This is a genomic window from Paenibacillus tyrphae (genome assembly GCF_000722545.1).
Lineage (GTDB): Bacteria > Bacillota > Bacilli > Paenibacillales > NBRC-103111 > Paenibacillus_G > Paenibacillus_G tyrfis.
Map to the genome: position 1 here is coordinate 30342 of NZ_JNVM01000019.1, position 18408 is coordinate 48749.

The following is an 18408-nucleotide window of genomic DNA, read 5'->3' on the forward strand; positions in this document are numbered from 1 at the left end:
CTCATTTGATCTTGCGAAATATTTTCTCTTGCGGATCCAGCGTCTCGTAATGCACCGCATGCTTCGTAAACGTGATCGACTCCTTATGCCCCAAGACGAGAATCCCCTGCGGGCACAAGCTTTCGTAGAACAGATCGTGCGCATGGTTTTGCAGGATCGAATCGAAATAAATCATGACATTGCGGCAAAAGATGACGTGAAACTCATTAAACGACCGGTCCGTCACCAGATTATGCTGCGCAAAAACGATCCGTTCCCGCAAAAAAGGATGAAATACGGCCATGTTCCCGGATGCGCCATAATACCCCGAGAACGCATCCTTGCCCCCGGCATGCATGTAATTTTTGGTGTATTCCTGCATTTTCTTGAGCGGGTAAGCGGCGCGCTCCGCCACATGGAGCACCTCTTCGTTAATGTCGGTCGCATAGATGCGCGCCTGGTCGTACAACCCTTCCTCGTACAGCAAAATGGCGGTGGAGTATACCTCCTCCCCCGTCGAACAGCCCGCATGCCAGATGCGGAAGGAAGGCAGCTCCCGCAGAAGCGGCACGACCCGCTCCCGGAACGCCGCGAACGAGCTCGGGTCCCGGTACATCTCGGTCACGTGAATGACCAGATCGTCTACCAAACGCTCCGCACAGCTCCGGTCGTGCAGCACCCGCTCCTGCAGGCCGGATACGCTGAGTAACCGCTCCGCGTAGATGCGGTGCCAGATACGCCGGCGGACCGACGGATACGCGTAATTGCGGAAGTCGAAACCGTACAGCCGGTACAGCCCCTCCAGCAGCAAAGCGATCTCGATGCGCTCCCGTTCCTCTTCTTCCCGGGTGCCCCGGCCTCCGTCCGCCTCCGAATAGACGGAACCAAGCTTGCGCAGCGCGCTCAAGTCCTCTGCCTTTTGATCGTACAATCTGCCGCTCATTTGTATAACCACACCCGCATGAGCGAAAGAAGCTGCTCGGTATGAACCGGCTTGGTAATGTAATCGGAGGCTCCGGCTTGAATGCATTTTTCACGGTCGTCCTTCATCGCCTTGGCCGTCAGGGCGATAATCGGCAGCCGGTCTAATCGCTCGTCGCCGCGGATGGCGCGCATCGCTTCGTAGCCGTCCATCTCCGGCATCATGATGTCCATCAGCACGAGATCGAAGTCTGGCTCCCGGTCCAGGGAATCGAGCGCCTGCCTGCCGGTCTCGGCGAACGCCACCTGCATCCCGAGGCCTTCGAGCAGATTGGACAGCGCGAACACGTTGCGGATGTCATCGTCGACAAGCAGCACCTTCTTGCCTTTGAATACCGTTTCGATGCTGTGCAGTTTCTGAAGCACCTGCTGCTTCTCTTCCGGCAAGTTCTCCTCAACGCGATGCAGGAACAGCGACGTCTCGTCAAGCAGCCGCTCCGGCGACTTCACATCCTTGATGATGATCGATTCCGCATATTTCTTCAAGCGCAGCTGCTCTTTCTTATCCAGCGTCTTGCCGGTATAAATCACAATCGGCAGCCGCCGCAGCCCCTCGTCCGCTTTGATCCGGTCGAGCAGCTCGTAGACGGACGGCCCGGTCATTCCATAATCGAGCACCATGCAGTCGAACGGCTGCGCCGCCAGTACCTTAAGCGCCTCCCCGCCGCCCGCTACGGCCGTAATTCGGACGTCGTCATGAGCGATCAGGTCCACCAAGCTCCGGCGCTGCTCTTCGTCCGGCTCTACAATAAGAAGATTACGCAGGTCGCGGTTCAGGAATGATAAAATATGCGTAAACGCCTGCTCCAAATGCTCTTTGCCGGACGGCTTGCGCAGCCAAGCGATCGCTCCCATCGACAGCCCTTGATGCACCTCGTCCACGACGGAAATGACATGAACCGGAATATGGCGGGTGGAAGCGTCGTTCTTGAGCTGCACGAGCACGGACCAGCCGTCCATGACCGGCAGCTGGATATCGAGCAGGATCGCATCCGGCTGGAGGGTCTTGGCGAGCTGAAGTCCCGTATCCCCCTGCAGCGCGACGACCGCCTTGAAGCCCCGGCTCCGCGCCATGTCCAGCAAAATCGCGGCAAAATGCGCATCGTCCTCGATGATCAGCAGCACCCGGTCGCCTTCCGCAATGCTGCCGCGGTCGTCCGCGAAGGCGGTCACCGGCATCTCGCCGTTAGCGAGCGCCCTCGACGAAGGCTGCGGCCACCTATCCGGGGCTTCCGCCGAGGGTGGCATGACGGCGGGCGCCGCTTCGGCCGCGCCGGACGCCAGTCGCGCGTCGTGCGGCAAATACAGCGTAAACCGACTGCCGCGGCCCTCCTCGCTCTCAAGCTCGATCGCTCCGCCGAGCCGCGAAGCCAGCTGCCGGCTGATTGAGAGGCCGAGCCCCGTCCCGCCGTACTTGCGGCTCGTCGTTCCGTCCGCCTGCCGAAACGCCTCGAAGATCAGCTGCTGCTTATCCGCAGAAATCCCGATGCCTGTATCCTCGACCTCGAAGGCGACCATCGCTCTCGGCTCCGCGAGCTGCCGTATGGTGAGTCGAACGCTCCCGGAATTCGTGAACTTGAAAGCGTTGGACAGCAAATTTTTCAAAATTTGCTTCAGCCGCCCGCTGTCCGTTTGAATCTGTCCTGGCGCCACGCCGCCGAAATCCACCTCGAAGGACAGCCCTTTGGACCGGGCCAGCGGTCCGAACGCTTTTCGCATCGATTCGGCCGTCTCCTGCAAGCAGATCGTCTCCTCATGCAGCTCCATCCGGCCGGATTCGACCTTCGCCAAATCGAGCACATCGTCGATCAGCTTAAGCAAGTCGCAGCCGGACGAGTAGATCGTCTCCGCATACTCTACCTGCTTGCCCGTCAAGTTGCGCTCCTTGTTCTCCTTCAGCTGTTGGGAAAGGATCAGCAAGCTGTTAAGCGGCGTCCGAAGCTCGTGCGACATGTTCGCCAGAAATTCCGACTTATACCTGGAAGACAATGCCAGCTCCAGCGTCTGCTTCTCCAGCTTCTCCTTGGCCAGCTCGATCTGGCGATTGACCTCCTCCGTCTCGCGGACTTGCTCTTCCAGCTCCGCCGTCTTGCGGACCAAGGCATCGTTGCTTTGCTCCAGCTCCTCCTGCTGCCGCTGCAGCTGCTCCTCCGACGCCCGCAGCGCCCGCGTCTGCTCCTCCAGCTTCTCGTTGGAAGCCTTGAGCTCGTCCTGCTGGGACAGCAGCTCTTCCGACTGGGTCTGCAATTCATCGGTCAGCGCCTGATGAATCCGCAGCAGCTCCTCGATCCTCAGGCGTCCCATCAAGACGTTAAGCGTCACGCCCAGGTTTTCGCTCGTCTGCTTGATTAGCTTCTGCTCCAGCTCCGAAAACGTCTTCAGCGAAACGAGCTCGAACACCGCGATCACTTCGTCGTCGTACTCGACTGGCAGTACTGTTAGCGTCAGCGGCTCCATCTCGCCGAAGGCGGAGCGGATCGCGCCGTATTGTCCGGCGACGCCTTCCACCGTGATCGGCTTGCCGTCCTTCGCACACTGTCCGACGAGCCCTTCTCCGAGCGGGAGCTCGGCAGCGGCCGTGCTTTCCGAACGGGCGTACGTGCCGGCAAGCACCAGCTTGGTGCCCGACGCCGTCTGCTTCAGCACATAGAGCGCCCCGTCCTGCGCACCGACGATCCGGGCCAGTTCTCCGATGAACGTTTGCGCCATCTCTTCGACCTTCCGCGAATCCTCCAGCATCGCATACATGTGCGCAATCTGGGTTTGCAGCCAAAGCGTTTCTTCATTCATTTTATTCAGAGCCCGCTCGCTGGCGGTGGTTTGCTTCAAATCGTCGGCCAGCCGATTGAACACACCCGCAAGCTGGCCGAATTCGTCATTGGACGTAATGGGTACCCGGTAAGCCGCGTGCCCCCATTTCCCGCTTGCAAAATTCGCAAGCATCGCCGAGAGGATGTTCAGCCCCCGAGAAAACCCGAACACGATCCACAGCATAATGGCCACGCTCAGCAGCAGGCCGATCAGCGTTAACAGCCCGGTATACATCACCGTCTGTTGATTGTCACTCAACGCCTGGTGGATGGCCGCATCCATCGCCTCGTTGTGAAAATTCGTCAAATTGCCCATGCTTCTCGTAAATCTATCCTGCAGATCGATCCCGACAGTCGTGCGAAGCGAGTTGGCCTCCGCCTGTCTGCCGCTTTGGTTCAGACGAACGACCTGATCCTTGAAGTCCAGGAAGCGTTTTCCATGCAGCAGAACTTCGTCAGCCAGCTCCCGCTCTTTTCCTTCCTTAGAAAATTCGTCAATCTGCTGAAGGCCATGCATGACCTTGCCGCTGAGCGTTTTGACGACTTCGGCATTCTTCTTGTCGATTTCTTCCGAGTCGATCAACAGCAAATTCACGATACCCTTGGCGAGTTCCGCTGCGTCATTGCGCACCTGCGTGCTGGTCCGCACCTTCTGGTACCGGTTCTCGTAAATTTCCTTAATCACGGAATCCGTGCTGGTCAGCCGGCTCATCCCGATGCCCGCCAAAGCAAAAATCAACACCAGCAGGATTCCGAATCCCATAAACAGCTTCGTCTTCATCTTCATCAGTTCATTCCCTCTCCCGTCCCTTTCTCTCTCTAAGTATCATTTTTATTCGTGGCCGCCATCTACGTAGCGGTGATCAGCACCATACAAATATCGTCACTCTGCGCCTCTCTCACATCCTGCGGCAGCAGGGTCTCAACGAGGTATTCGGGGCTGGGCGCCTGATGAATGCAGCTTTGCAGACGCAGCGCCAGCAGATCCGATTCCGCCGCATCCTCCGGGTAAACGTCCGGCAGCGGCAGCGCCTCCAGCAGCCCATCCGTATACAAGGCGATGCGGATCGGCTGTTCATAGGTGAAGATGCTCTTCGTAATCTCCATCTGATCGAAGAAGCCGACGGCACAGCTCCCCTGATTGAGCGCCACCGGCGCTTTTCCCTCTTCAAAAAGAAACCCGGGCGGATGGCCCGCGTTCACGTATTCGATCGTCTTGGTCTGGGTATCGATCAGCAAATAAATCGCCGTAAAATAATAGCTGACCGACGGATTTTTATGATTGAGCTGGTTCATATACCGATTCAGCTCCGTCACGACGAACTCCGGCGAGACGAAGCGCGTGATCGTGTCCTGCATGACCGAGGAGATAAACATGCACACCAGCGAAGACGAAATCCCGTGGCCCATAATGTCCAGAATGATGACGCCGTGCCGGTCCTCGTCAATCCGGTACCATGCGTAAGAATCACCCGCCAGCTCGAACGACGGGTAATACGCGGCGCTGATTTCCAGCCGCTCCTTCTTCAGAGGCGGACTGAGCACGCTGCCCTGCACTTGCCGGGCCAGCTCCAACTCCTCGCGGATACGAGCATCGTTCTCCTTGTGCCAATCCTTCTCGTATTTGAGGCGCAGCGCCGAACGAATCCGCGCGATCAGCTCGATTTTGTTCACCGGCTTCATCACGTAATCCATCGCCCCGGCCTCCATCGCCTCCGCCAGCTTGTTGGAATCGCCGAGCGCCGTCACGATAATCACCGGGATATCCTTGAGGCGCTCATCCTGCTGAATGCGGCGGCACGCTTCGATCCCGTCCATCTCCGGCATCATCATATCCATCAGGATCAAGTCGACCGGCACCTTGCCCCCGTTCGCATACTCGGTGAGCCGCTGCATCATTTCCACCGCCGAAGCGGCTTTCCAGAACGAATCGTATCCTGCGCTTTTCAATATTTTTTCGATCACGATGAGATTGACCGGGTTGTCGTCCACGATGGCAATGTTCATACCTTGTTCGTCTCTCCCTTGTCCATGTGCATCCTTTGACCCCGATTGGTAAAGGTCCGTTTTTTACCATTATAGCTTTTTTTAAAGCTTAATTAACCGAAAACGGAACGTTTGAATCAGACCGAGGATTGTTTCGGCTTGGAAAATCCGGGTTAATGAAGCATAGGCCGGACCGATCCGGACGGCTGACCAACTCTATGGCAGACATGCTCGGCAAAGTCTCCCACGCATGATCTGAACCGATTCGAGGAGGGACAACTCATGAGAACAAAAGTGAAGCTGGTAGAAGGTGAAGAGTACGCGATCCGCGCCATTCGGGGCTTTCGTGAGGAAGGCCATTCCCTAAATAAAATTTATGTGCTGGCGCATGACGACGACCGGACCGAAGGGCTCAGACGCCTGACCGATACGAATACGATCGGCGTGATGGAGGAAGGGATGGCGACTGCCTTCGCCAACCTGTTTCGCTCCCGCGGCGATCAGCTCCGGGCAAAAATGGAATCGCTCGGCATCTCCGCACTGGAGGCGGAGCGGTACGAGAAGGAGCTGGACAAGGGGCGCATTATGGTGCTCGTCTGGTACGAGGACGATACCCGCACCTTCGAGCGGACGGATGAAGATCTCGCCGCCCGCCGCCGCGAGCACCCCGAGGACGTGGCGATTCCTCCGATAGGCGGGATATACATGTCCGGTCCGGACGGCCCGGGCGGTACCGTGTAGGGCGCTCGTCGTCGAACTATGTGGCGGCGGGTTCCGCCCAAGCCAAAAAGCACCTCGATCCTTTTGCGGGTCTCAAGGTGCTTCTTTATCTTTTTGGTTCGGGTGACAAGGCCCGGCTGCTAAGCAAAAGCGGCGTACGTAAGTTCCCGGAATTTTTCTTTCCACGGAGACGGGACCTGGAGATCGGTCCATAGCTCCTCTGCTTTTTGAACGCATACGGACTGCACGATCTTAGTATATTCGATACAGCCGGAATCCACAATCAGCCGCATGTACTGCTCTTTATCCTGCACAAGAGCGTCTGCGGTGATTCTTCCTTCGTAATACTCCTTCACCGGGCGAAACGCTTCGCTATCTACATTGAGCAAATACAGCACAGGCAGCGTCCGCTTGCGAAGCAGCAAATCGCTCTTCACGTCGAATTGAGCGATGTCCTTCAGATCGTTCTGGATCTGATGAATCATTCCGACACAATCTGCCAGATCGTCAATCCGCTCCATCGTCTCTTCGCTGCAATCCGTCAGACAGTACCCCATTTGACAAGCAAAACGGAACAAGGACCCGGATTTCTCCTGAATCATTGCGAGATAATCGTCTACCTCGGGCACCTGATTCGTAACGTCCTTATGCTGTCCGTTGACCGAGCGGGACAGCATCTTACTGATCTCATAAAGTGAACGCCCGTTCACTCCGCATTGGCCGAGCTCCCCGATGAATCCCGTCAGGAAAACGAGCACCGCATTTAACGCAACTGCCGGCGGACACTGCATCCACGGCTTGCTCCCGTGGTCCTGATCCTGCAGATCATCGACGATATCGAAGCAGAGAAGAATCAATTCCGTCGCCGCGGCCAACCGGTCGATATGCGGTGAAGCTCCTCCCAGCATCTCATGGGTGCAGCGCGTGATGCTCGACCACGACCCTTGTTCCTGCGCCTTCTCCTCGATGAACGCTTTGAGCAAAGCATTGAGATCCTCCGCGCCCACATGATCGTCTACCATCCGGTACATATGCTCTACTGTCTCCCGATCCAATCCGCCCGTCCCCCTAGTTGTCCCTATAGAATGTCTACGTGTAATGCCTGCTTTTAATGAATTTCTCCATCGCTTCCATTCTCGACTTCGCGCCCAGCTTGTCGTAGATTCGGCGCAGGTAATTATCGACGGTACGTTTGCTCATGTGGATATGATCGGCAATCTGATCGTGCGTAGCCCCTTTGACGACCATACCCATCATCATCACTTCTTCATCGTTCAAATCTTCATACGAAGGCGAACCGTTCAATTGAATCTGGTGATACAGCGACAATGGCAGCATCGTATGGTTGTCCAGAATGCAGTTCACCATGTTCTTGATCGTTCTGATGCTGGATTCTTTCGAAAGCACGCCGCTAACTTTCAGCTCGATGAGCCGATTCATCGCCCCCGTCAAGTCGTGCCCGGTAAATATCACAATATGTATGTGCGGATATTCCTTCTTGATTTGCGCCGCGACATCGGTTCCCGACAGATCGGGAAGCTGGTAATCCAGAAAAACGAGCCCCGGCTGGTGCTTCTTGATCTGCTCCATGCCTTCCTCGGCGCTGCTGGCAATGCCGACCACTTCAATGCAATCCGTGTCCTCCAATAATTCCTTCGTCGCATGAGCAACGAGAGGATGATCATCGATCACGAGAGCTTTGACCGTTTCATTCATACGGACATCACCTCCCGGATCGGAATCGTAATCACGAACTTCACACCGGCGCCTCGCCGCGAATCGAACTCCAGCTTTCCGTTCAAATGCAAGATACGACCTCTCATTTGCTCCACTCCCATCCCAGATGCTCCAATCTCCATGCGAGGTACTTGCGTGCTGTCAAACCCGACGCCGTCGTCTTCATAAGTCAGGCAGAACTTATGATCCTTCATTGTCATGGCAAAAGATACTTTCGAAGCCTGCGAATGCTTCTTCGCGTTGTTAAGCAGCTCTTGAACAATGCGGAAAATATGCCTTTTTGTCGTCAAATCCTTCGACTCGATAGAGGAAGCGCCCTCTTCCTTGAACTCGATCTCGAACGGCGTATGGTACGCTTCTTTGTCCAGATACGTCCGCACGGTTTCGATCAGCCCGATCTCCTTCAGCAGGAACGGATTCAATTCGAAGCAGCTTTGCCGCAGGCTGTTGTTGATCATTTCTACGAAATTGATAATGTTGTTCAGATGCTCCTTGTCTTCCTTGTTCATCGCGTACTTGTCCAGCAGCGCCACGAATCGCCGCTTAAGGAAAAACAAATCCTGCATCGTCGTATCGTGCAGATCGGCGGCGATCCGGAGCCGTTCTTCCTCTTGTAGCTCGAACATGATTTTGCGGAACCACTGAATGTCCTGCGCCGACTGCTCGTCGGGCAATTGTGCCGCCAGCAGCTGCATTTTCGCCGTCAGCTTGCGGATCAGGTGGACATTCTCCAGACTGACTTCCAGATAGGAAGTAATCAAGTGAAGCCATTGAACCTCTTCCTTGCCCAGCAACGTGTTCGCTTTGTTGCTCGTAATGACCAGGTAGCTGGCGTATTCTTCATGACGGGTAATCTCGATACAGGTGTATATCGGATGGTGAAGCCAAGTCGATGAACAGATCATTTTCTTGATCTCCGCCGTATCGATTTCGCCTTCGTCGATGATCTCGGTATCGTTCTCGTACTGGAATATGATCGCGCCGCCTCTTACCTGAAGCGTGCTGACGATGTCCATGAGGACGATTTCTTTCAGATCGCGGAGGCTGGAGATGGCTCCGAGACTCTTGGAAATTTTCTTGAGCGCCGTTTGGAGCACATACTTTCTAGGGAACAGAAACCGTTCCAGCCGAGTTGTAAAGTATTCGGCCGAGTACATGACGGTGGCTAGCATGATGACGGAGCCGGTAAAGATGAAAGTAACTTGTCTCGCATCTACCAAGTCTTGAAACAAGAAGACGTAGCTTCCTGTAAATATACCGGATGGTATGATGGCAAGCAAAACGGCAAATCCAATACGTCGCAGTACTAAGCCAATGTCGTATAACTGGTTCGAAGCAATCAGGTACGCGAATGAAATTGGAAAAAGCAAGATAAACCAGTTTGTATAGAGGACATTAATAATTCGTTGTCCGGTAATGAGTTTAGGAAGAAATGAAAAACAGATTGCCGGTAAAAATGATAAAAAAAGCGAGAACCATACGCTTCTAACAATACTTGACAAATAAGATTTTTCTTTATGAATTTTGAAATAAATGAATGTTAAAACACTTATATTGAACAAAAATCCCACGATGAAAAAAGACAATGTCACCGTAGCATTATAACGATGAATCATATAAGCCGTTGGAGGATACAACGTAAAAAGTCTTATTCCAAACCCTATCACAGCAATAGAGTATAAATATTTTAATACCTTTTTGGGTAGCTGTATATTTCCTTTTTCCTTGAAAAAGACAACTAGAAAATGAAAAAAAACAAAAGGTATTGCCATCACTAAACTAGTGATTAATATCTTCCCAACAACATCCCCTCTAATTGACGCGCCTTGACTTATGTAAATAATGCCACAAGTTAAAAAAACAACTGCAAGTAACTGCGCTGATGAGGAGTGACGTATTCTCATATACAATAAACCAGCCAAAAATAAACACAATAATCCTTCAAATAATGGAATTATATCTTGAGATAGCTCACTCCTAGAATAAATTATAATTTTCTTCTCAAGTCCATCTCTTGATATAAACAATTCACGAGCCTGCTCTATTGTCCTCCATTTGTAAATCATCGGATTCTCATCAGGAGATTTACCATCAACTTGCTTGATGATATCCCCTACTTTTAAGTCAAGATAAACACTCGCACTATCATTATCTAATTCTTTAATTTCCCACTGATTCTGTTGATTTAATGTTAGGTAAATTCCAGTATAAGGATATTTGAACATAATGTAAGAACACCAAGCTTGCGCAGCGACAAAAATCGACAGAAACAGCAATATTATACCCTTTTTTTTCATAAAGTTCTCCCTAAATACTTACTTTTATTAAACTTTCTTGATATACTGTTTCTAGTAAAATCGTCTCATAAAAGGGGATATCCTACACATGCTAACCATCCGGGTAACGCCGCAGTTGCATCATGTCGTTCACATGTTGAAAGGTGTCGATTTCCGAAAAAATGTAAACACTTCCTTAAAAAGTTCATTTATATCTAGCGCCGAATCCCTTGCAGTTATTGAGGCATTCAGCCAAGCTGATAAATTCAAACAGCCAAAAGATCCCCTCTCTAAATGGGATTGACTCTAGTATTATTTTACCAAATCAATAAGAGATTGTATATTAGGTCTTTCCTAGTATACAATCTCTTTTCATTTTGCACGTTATTTCGGTAATATACGACAATTACATTAATATCAAAAGCATAAATATAACGAAACTATCCATTTTTAGAATCAGTTCTTGTAGACAAGTCCTTCTTAATTCCCCTCGCCAAAATAGCGTTGCTTAAATCGAACCCACGACGACTCCTTCGTTCAAATAATCCGTTCCTAACTAAACCATAAGATACCGGGGCACCCCTTTGCTCATGTTCTGCCTTTCCCCAAAAAATAGTTGACAATCTATTCTATTATTCGCTAGGATAATGGATACCAAGTTAATTTTCCATATATTACAAAAATTTTACTTTAATTAACTTGCAATAATACATTATGTGAAAAGGAGGGCACCATACCACAAGGTAAAGTTATTGTATCAACTTTTACTTATCCGAAATCCAAAACCTAGAACATTAAGGATCAAGCACTCATCTTAGTTCTACATATTTTATAATCTTTTGAGGAGGATATTTTCATGTTTACTCTTAAAAAATCGATCCCGCTGTTATCAATTCTAGCGACTCTTACCATCGCTTCCGCGGCTTATGCTGCTAACGATGCCATAAACCTTGCCTATCAAGATGCAAAAGCAACTGGAAGTTTAGTTACAGATTTCTCCGTTTTTGAGAATGATAAAGCTGATGCAAGAACCGATTGGCAAAATAATCAAACTTGGCAGTATCTTGTCGTTGGGGTGACACTTAAATCTGCAGAAAATATTAGTGCTCCCTATGAAATCCATGGCTCGGACTATGGTAATTGGGCACATGTATCGGCATCAAAAGGAGGGGTATGGGCTTTCCAAAGTGAACACAAGATTCTTGATCGATATAATACAGCGACCGTACGGACCATCGAATCCCTGACGAGCAGATGGTAATAAGGTCGTAAGAAGGATGAGATATGCACCACAATGGTAAGCTTTCCATAGCTAACCATTGTGGTGCTATATTTTGTGTATTATAGCGATTTAGGAATTCAGTTGTTTATCACAGTTAATTGCGTGTAAATATTATTTTGGGATAATTTCGGGAGGAAATGTGAACACACTGAATCGCGTCCTTAACCAGATTAAAGCATACCCGTTTACTTTCTTCATACTGGTGTTTAGCATTAGCCTATCCATCGGTTTAATTACAACTACTTTATATTCCATCAATAAGGCAGTTGAAATTGAGCGCTACTTGGACAAATATCAAATTAACAATAAAATTTCCTTCTCCTTAGACTTTGAAAAGCAAGTCGACATGAAGGCCATTATCAAAGCATTCAGCACGATGAGTGTAACCAGTAATCTGCTTATAAATTCACTTAGCGTAGAAACAGACCTAGGCATGGTAAATCCTATGATTGAATATTGGAAAGCAGATGAATACAATAAATTTCCTTTGCTAGAAGGAGAAGCTATCCGAAAAAGTTCTTTGGATCGTGGGGACAAATTATGCATGGTAGGAAGAGCTTTTATTCCCTATATCATTAAAGAGAACGGGAAACAATACGTCAAAATAGATCATGAGAAATATGAGATTACCGGAATCATAGGAACTGATAAAGGCAACTCGCCCTATCTCGACCACAAAATAGTTATGCCTATTACAAGTTTGACTGAGCGAGCGGAATCCAAGTTACAGAGCCAAAAAAGTATCCCTGTCATTTTATATGGAGATCAGACACGCTTATTAAAAGATTACGATACCGTAAAAAATCAGGTGTCGATATTTAAAGTCAATAACGCAGACTTCTCTTCCCTGCAAGGTTCCTCTCCATATACATATTTAGGTAATCTCGGGAATCAAATTACTTTTATTATCACTGTATATGTGCTGGCTTTGATCAACGCCGTCAACATCGCTGTATATTGGATCAAAGAACGAAGAGTTGAAATTGCAATCAAAAAAGCATTTGGCATTAGCAATTCTACAATTGCTTTTTCATTTTATAGCGAAATGTTAGTCGTATTTCTCTTCTCCTCATTGTTGGTTTGTATTGTGCAGATTTGGATGAGCCCTATCATTGAACAGTGGATTGGATACCCATATAAAGTAACGTTAACGGATATTATTAATCATGCGGCTTTCGTCTTCATAACTTCACTGCTGGTCGTAATTATCCCATTAATCAGTTCGAGGAATATCCAACCTGTTGAGTTGATGAGAAAGGTTTGATCAGATGAGGAGCATAAAGATTGCTTGGAAGTCATTGTGGGAACGCAAGTTAGCTACGCTCTTTATCATGCTTCAATTAGTCGTTTCATTTTACTTAATAAGCAATGGTTTTATTCAATTAAGTATACCTGACTATGCAAGTGAAACCATTAAAAAATACTCCAACTTGGATCTCGAAAAAACTTTGACGTTCTCCGTTCCGGATTTAACAAGTGATAATGCATGGTCTATTGAACGCTACCTTAAATTAAGAAAAGAAGTTAGCGGTATGAATGAAGTCAGCAATTACGGTTCATTTTCCACAGCGTATTTCATTCTATCCGATCTAAAAAATAGTGATTTATATGAGGCAAAGAATCAAGCTTTATATAAAAATAGTCCATTGAGAGGGAAAGAAAAGCTATCTTATATGGTTTATTTCGATGAGTCCATATTCAGCAGTTCTAAGATCAAAATACTTAAGGGCCGGTCGCTTGCTAAACAAGACTTTGCCGTTGAACACCATGAGCAGATTCCTGTATTGGTTGGACATGATTACGAAAGTATATTTGACATCGGTGACTCTTTTTCTATTTATTGGTTTGGTGAAAAATTGAATTATCGAGTTGTAGGCGTAATGGACAAAGAGAGCAAGTGGCTCGATAAAAACGATTATATTTCAATGGGGGTAAGAGATCTGAATGCAGCGATTGTCACCCCTTTCTTGGATTATCAAAAAAACTCCTCGCCGTTTGTTATTAGTTCCTTGCAAAAAAGTACTTTTGTGAGCGTCCAAGATGCAGCCGATCGTAAAATATTATCGGAGAAAATAAAGCAAGCAGCGACTCAACTTGGTCTGCCTTCACCCATTGTACGCTCTATACAAGAAGAGCTGGATGCTTACAAAAAAAGCAAAATAGAATTGGTTAAATTAAATCTATATGCCGGAGTATTTTTTCTGCTTACCACCTCGATTGGGATTATTACTTCCACCCTTTCTTCTATTCGAATTCGATTTTATGAATTTGGTATAAGAAGAGTATTCGGAGAATCGATTATTAGTATAGCTCGATCCATCATCATTGAGGTATTTTTGCTCATTTTGCTAAGCGCATGCTTTGGAGTATTCTGGAATTATTATAATAGTGCAACGTCAATCATCGCCGATATGTCGTCGGTTAAAGATCTCTTTGGAATCGCATTATTCGCTAAAGTAATAATCCTGGTCCTCTTGCTCACTTTTTTATCGGTTTTATACCCTATTCGGGTACTGTATAGAGAATCTCCCTACAAACTAATAAGTGGAGTTGAGAATTAAATGCCGGCGATTGAACTAACTAACGTCTCAAAGGTTTACGGGAATCATAAAAATAAGTTTACAGCGCTTAACAATATTAATCTAACTGTCGAACTGGGGGAATTCGTAGCGATTGTAGGACCGTCCGGTTCCGGAAAAACGACATTATTAAATATTATGGGATGTATGGATTCGCCAACAAGAGGCGAGTGTAAAATAATGGACAGATCCACAACCGGTTTAAAAGACTCTCAATTGATTCATATCCGTAATCGCGTAGTGAGTTTCATTTTTCAACATTATGCATTGCTCAATAATTATAGTGTTTATGATAATGTAACGCTGCCTTTTGCAGAACGCAAGATGAGTAAGCATGAGAAAAAAGAGAAGGCGAAGCAATATTTAAGCAAGTTGGGGATAGAGGATTTGTTCCACAAAAAAGTAAAGAATTTGTCAGGCGGCCAAAAACAGCGCGTAGCTATTGCGAGAGCATTGGCATCAGAAGCGGAAATTATTTTTGCCGATGAGCCTACCGGGGCTCTTGATTCAACGAATGCAGATAAGCTTATGGAAATACTATGCAATCTGAACAATGAGGGAAAAACGATCATTGTTATTACTCATGATTCTCATGTGGCCTCATATGCCAATAGAAAGTTGTTTATGAAAGATGGGAGCATCACTTTTGACGAACCCCTGATAGTCCAAAAGGAAGCTTAGGAGATTATAATCGTGAAAAAAAAATCTACTATCATTTTATCCGTAGTAGCTGTATTGATTTTATGCGGCGTTGGCGTGTTCTATAAACTAATTGACGATGTAATAGAAAGAAAATGGGGAGGGACAATTAGTAAGGCGGAATACAACGAAAAATTCAAAGTGATCGAAAAGGAATTTTCGGTAAACAATACCTTTTTCTTGAACTTACAAACGAAGTTTTTGATTGAACTAAGTTCGGGTGATTTAGCTATCGAAGTGTGGAATCCAAAGGAAGAGAAAGTTTTTTTTGATCAAGTAACCAGTGAGCATACTTATATGAACAGTTTTAATGCCTCACCAATGAAAGGAGTTTGGAAAATAAAACTTATTACTACTCCCGAAACAGAGGGCAAATATCAAGGGATTTTCCAAAGTGATTCTGCCTCCTTGTTCAACTGGAACAATCAAGAGCTAGCAGGCAATTGACCCCTCTATAATCCTCAGTAAATAATCCCCTCCAAATATGTAGCCTTTCCTGACAGTGTGTCCTGCAGCGCAGACAATCTTGTACTGTCCGGATTGGCTTTCACCTTTACTTCATACCAATGGTTCCAAACATCTAACAGGTGACCGTTTAGCCTTCGTTTACCTTAAATATCACTCAATCCAAAGAGAAACCCAAATAAAAAGGACAACAATCGAAGGTCCCAGCAGTGAACCAACAAGAACCGAAATCCAAAACCCTCGTGTCGTTACGAAGTTTTTCAATGTATTCCGCTGCACTTGTCTTTCTTTTAGATTCTTCAAGCAGTTTGTCATAAAATTTTCTGCGAAAGCTTCGTCATAATGTTGAAGTTCATTCCACAATTCAGTATGTAAGGCTTGAATCTCTTCTCGTTTTGCACTATCTTTTATTAAGACCATAGTAACACCTTCCCTCAAATCATCACTAAATTTAAGATCCTCGTTACTATCGTTGTTACCTCCCAATAAACTCAACAATAGAACATCATATCAATATTTATCATATTATAACATTTAATTACATTTTTCCGAAATTACCTCTGTGTCGCCCGCAAACCACAACTTATTGCGAAGAAAAGAGTAGAATTCATAAACACCCCAAAAACTAGGAGATGAAGTGAATTTGAGGAAAAAGTTACTTCTAGCTCTTATCGCGGGCAGCTGTATTTCAGCCGCTTCCGTCGCAAGTAGTTCCGATTTTATACAAGCGCATCTATTCCCCGGATCTATCTACTTCAATAATCAACCTGCCAATAAGCAGAGCGGAGCTTTTGAGCTTCTCAACTATAACGGTTCCGTCTATGTTCCGCTACGCTACATTACCGAAAATATGGGCGGCAGAGTGCATTATGACGAAGCCAAGAAAGACATTTATATCGATCGACGTGTCAACAATTTGACGAAAGCCAAAATCAGCGTATCCAAACAAGCAGACAATTTTGTGCTAAATCTTCACAGTGAAAAAGAAACCTACAAAACAAATGATATCATTCATTTGTGGAGCTCCCTCATTTACTTGGGCGAGGAAGAAATAACTGTGGGCCACGGTAATCCCATCATCCTTTTTACGGTTCGGGACGAGGAAGGAATTTCTTCTGACGAAATTATAGAGACCGTTTTAATAAGAGATCAACTCAAGAAAAATAACGAGTATGAAGCCACTCTCCCTCTGTATATCATAGAGTCTTACAACTACAATAAAAAAGGACGTCCCAACACTAAGGAATTTTTTGAGAAAGAGCAGCCCTGGCTGCTGTCGCCGGGAAAATATACGATTGGGGTAACGGCAGATTTTAAGATCGATGGGGATAAAAAAAACAAAATCATAAAAAGTGAAATCACGATACAGATTGAGCCTTAGCTCAACGTAAAAGATCGTCCCTTGTTCGCATCATTTGCGGCAGGGACGATCTTCTGACTCATAGCATGTAATAATTTATCCACTTGTTCGAGTACAGCGAAAAATAATCAACCACCAACTCTTCTTGCTCAAGGAAACTTAAATCCGTGAAGCCCCTAATCTCTTTCATCATGTCACTGTGGTCTATTTTACTTGTCACAATGCCGTTCTCAAACCGTAACTCCACAACATCCCGGAAATGATGCATACGTTCATAACCGCCAAACAAATAATCTTGACCTACGAGTTCATCGCATAAAATAATGCCTCCCGAATAACCGAGGGGCAGATTCACCTGCTTGTATTCCCAAAAACCGCCGTAGCCCTTCTTTCCCGAAACGCCATTCAAGTCAGGAAGGCTAACGACCGAACAGTCCAGAGTTACAAAAAAAGACTTGAGAAGAAGCTGTAGATCATCCATTTCGTATAGACAATGGAAACCTCTCCAACATCCCGTAAAATGATCAACAGGATGATACCCATATTTTTCGGGAATAAACGGCCAGTCCTTCTCGATAGCCGCGAGTTCATAATGCTTTTTCTTGCTGTATTTACTATCGTTTTCCTTGTTGTATTTGAAATAATCGGGGATCTGTTCTGACATATGGGCGCACGCGGCTCACTTTCTAAACGTTCTTTCGTAATCCTCAAAGCGGATTTTTCTAATCTGCCTGCGGTCCGAGGTGCGAACGATAATACCTTCGGACTTGCCTTTAGCATCGATCCCGACTTGGGTTTGTTCAAACTGCTTCAAAAAAGAAAACGTCTCTTCCAACGACTGCGGAAAAGCAGAGCCCTTCACGCTAGTCAGCAGTGGTGCATATTCCAGCTCCATCGTTTTAATAAAATCGAGTTTCTCCGCCTCATGATAAAAAGGCTGGTTTCCATGGTCGCGCCATTCCGCTATTTTTTCTTGCGGCAGCGTAAGTAGATGCTCCAATTCCTTCTTATCCAGTGAAAATACGTCAAAAACTCTATACGCTTGTGTCTTATTTTCCGTGTAGTTTTTAGCCGCCTTCGTCTTCCCTCCATACGACTCCTGATAGATGACGGTCAATGCCCGATCCTCGTCAGCACAAATCCGGTCTGTTAATTGATCGGCAAACGGCCGAAGAAACTCGGCAATATTCCCGTAAGGGTTACCTATCCTGTCTCCTTTGGCAAACAATAGCTCCTCTCTGGAGCCAATGAGATAATCGATGTCATTCCCATTTTTGAATAAAATGATCCTGGCGTTCTCCCCATCCACTTTTTCATAAACAAAAACATCGTCGGAAGCGGAGAAGCCTCGGGCTTCCGATAATTCTTCAGTTAAACGGCCTCTCTCCCCCAGTTGATGATAGGTAAGAATGCTCGGATATTTCGTCAAAGAGTTCATTTTCTTTAAATCCATGAATGATTATCCCCCTGAACATCTCGTATGATTTACCATAATAAGGTTCTTCTATCATTATCGTCTCGTTTGGATGGAATT

At 47.2% G+C, this 18408-nt stretch carries 17 protein-coding genes; 8 read left to right on the forward strand and 9 right to left on the reverse strand.

Features of this window, described 5'->3' with window-relative positions:
- Position 1: 1 nt before the first annotated feature.
- The 3 genes from ET33_RS22815 to ET33_RS22825 form a co-directional block, all read right to left on the reverse strand.
- Positions 2-922 (reverse strand): CheR family methyltransferase, encoded by a 921-nt coding sequence (locus ET33_RS22815; RefSeq protein ID WP_235206795.1) that lies wholly within the window; start codon positions 920-922, stop codon positions 2-4.
- Positions 919-4557 carry a response regulator gene (locus ET33_RS22820; protein ID WP_036687268.1) on the reverse strand — a complete coding sequence of 1213 codons (3639 nt, stop codon included), beginning with the start codon at positions 4555-4557 and terminating at the stop codon, positions 919-921. The genes ET33_RS22815 and ET33_RS22820 overlap by 4 nt, the downstream gene beginning before the upstream one ends.
- A 62-nt stretch (positions 4558-4619) precedes the next feature.
- Entirely contained in the window at positions 4620-5777 is a 1158-nt protein-coding gene (locus ET33_RS22825) for a PP2C family protein-serine/threonine phosphatase (RefSeq protein WP_036687272.1), read from the reverse strand.
- 261 nt (positions 5778-6038) lie between these two features.
- Between ET33_RS22825 and ET33_RS22830 the strand changes: the two genes are divergently transcribed.
- On the forward strand, positions 6039-6497 hold the full coding sequence (locus tag ET33_RS22830) for a general stress protein (RefSeq protein WP_036687275.1): 459 nt from the start codon (positions 6039-6041) through the stop codon (positions 6495-6497).
- 119 nt (positions 6498-6616) lie between these two features.
- Here ET33_RS22830 and ET33_RS22835 read toward each other — a convergent pair whose 3' ends face one another.
- Genes ET33_RS22835 through ET33_RS39005 form a run of 3 tightly spaced genes read right to left on the reverse strand, consistent with a single transcriptional unit; the run spans position 6617 to position 9445 of the window.
- On the reverse strand, positions 6617-7531 hold the full coding sequence (locus ET33_RS22835; RefSeq protein ID WP_152570688.1) for a polyprenyl synthetase family protein: 915 nt from the start codon (positions 7529-7531) through the stop codon (positions 6617-6619).
- Between the two features lie 34 nt (positions 7532-7565).
- Positions 7566-8192 carry a response regulator transcription factor gene (locus ET33_RS22840; protein ID WP_036687281.1) on the reverse strand — a complete coding sequence of 209 codons (627 nt, stop codon included), beginning with the start codon at positions 8190-8192 and terminating at the stop codon, positions 7566-7568.
- Positions 8189-9445 (reverse strand): sensor histidine kinase, encoded by a 1257-nt coding sequence (locus ET33_RS39005; protein WP_036687284.1) that lies wholly within the window; start codon positions 9443-9445, stop codon positions 8189-8191. Before ET33_RS39005 ends, ET33_RS22840 begins: the two co-directional genes overlap by 4 nt.
- A 1153-nt stretch (positions 9446-10598) precedes the next feature.
- Between ET33_RS39005 and ET33_RS22850 the strand changes: the two genes are divergently transcribed.
- The 6 genes from ET33_RS22850 (at position 10599) to ET33_RS22875 (ending at position 15496) form a co-directional block, all read left to right on the forward strand.
- Complete coding sequence (locus tag ET33_RS22850) at positions 10599-10793, forward strand: hypothetical protein (protein WP_036687288.1); 195 nt, start codon at positions 10599-10601, stop codon at positions 10791-10793.
- 552 nt (positions 10794-11345) lie between these two features.
- Entirely contained in the window at positions 11346-11750 is a 405-nt protein-coding gene (locus ET33_RS22855) for a hypothetical protein (RefSeq protein WP_036687293.1), read from the forward strand.
- Between the two features lie 160 nt (positions 11751-11910).
- Positions 11911-13035, forward strand: coding sequence for an ABC transporter permease (locus ET33_RS22860; protein ID WP_036687297.1), 1125 nt, complete (start codon positions 11911-11913; stop codon positions 13033-13035).
- 4 nt (positions 13036-13039) lie between these two features.
- Positions 13040-14332, forward strand: coding sequence for an ABC transporter permease (locus tag ET33_RS22865; protein WP_036687302.1), 1293 nt, complete (start codon positions 13040-13042; stop codon positions 14330-14332).
- Complete coding sequence (locus tag ET33_RS22870) at positions 14333-15031, forward strand: ABC transporter ATP-binding protein (protein WP_036687307.1); 699 nt, start codon at positions 14333-14335, stop codon at positions 15029-15031.
- Between the two features lie 12 nt (positions 15032-15043).
- Complete coding sequence (locus ET33_RS22875) at positions 15044-15496, forward strand: hypothetical protein (RefSeq protein WP_036687312.1); 453 nt, start codon at positions 15044-15046, stop codon at positions 15494-15496.
- 171 nt (positions 15497-15667) lie between these two features.
- Here ET33_RS22875 and ET33_RS22880 read toward each other — a convergent pair whose 3' ends face one another.
- On the reverse strand, positions 15668-16009 hold the full coding sequence (locus ET33_RS22880) for a hypothetical protein (RefSeq protein WP_152570689.1): 342 nt from the start codon (positions 16007-16009) through the stop codon (positions 15668-15670).
- Positions 16010-16157: 148 nt separating this feature from the next.
- Here ET33_RS22880 and ET33_RS36620 point away from each other — a divergent pair, with 148 nt between their 5' ends.
- Positions 16158-16895: a stalk domain-containing protein gene (locus ET33_RS36620; protein WP_051775536.1), complete on the forward strand. Its 738-nt coding sequence runs from the start codon at positions 16158-16160 to the stop codon at positions 16893-16895.
- Positions 16896-16953: 58 nt separating this feature from the next.
- On the opposite strand, the gene ET33_RS22890 is transcribed toward ET33_RS36620, so the two are convergent.
- Positions 16954-17538, reverse strand: a complete 585-nt coding sequence (locus ET33_RS22890; RefSeq protein WP_036687316.1) for a hypothetical protein — start codon at positions 17536-17538, stop codon at positions 16954-16956.
- Positions 17539-17553: 15 nt separating this feature from the next.
- Positions 17554-18327, reverse strand: coding sequence for an RNA ligase family protein (locus ET33_RS22895; protein WP_036687319.1), 774 nt, complete (start codon positions 18325-18327; stop codon positions 17554-17556).
- Positions 18328-18408 lie beyond the last annotated feature (81 nt).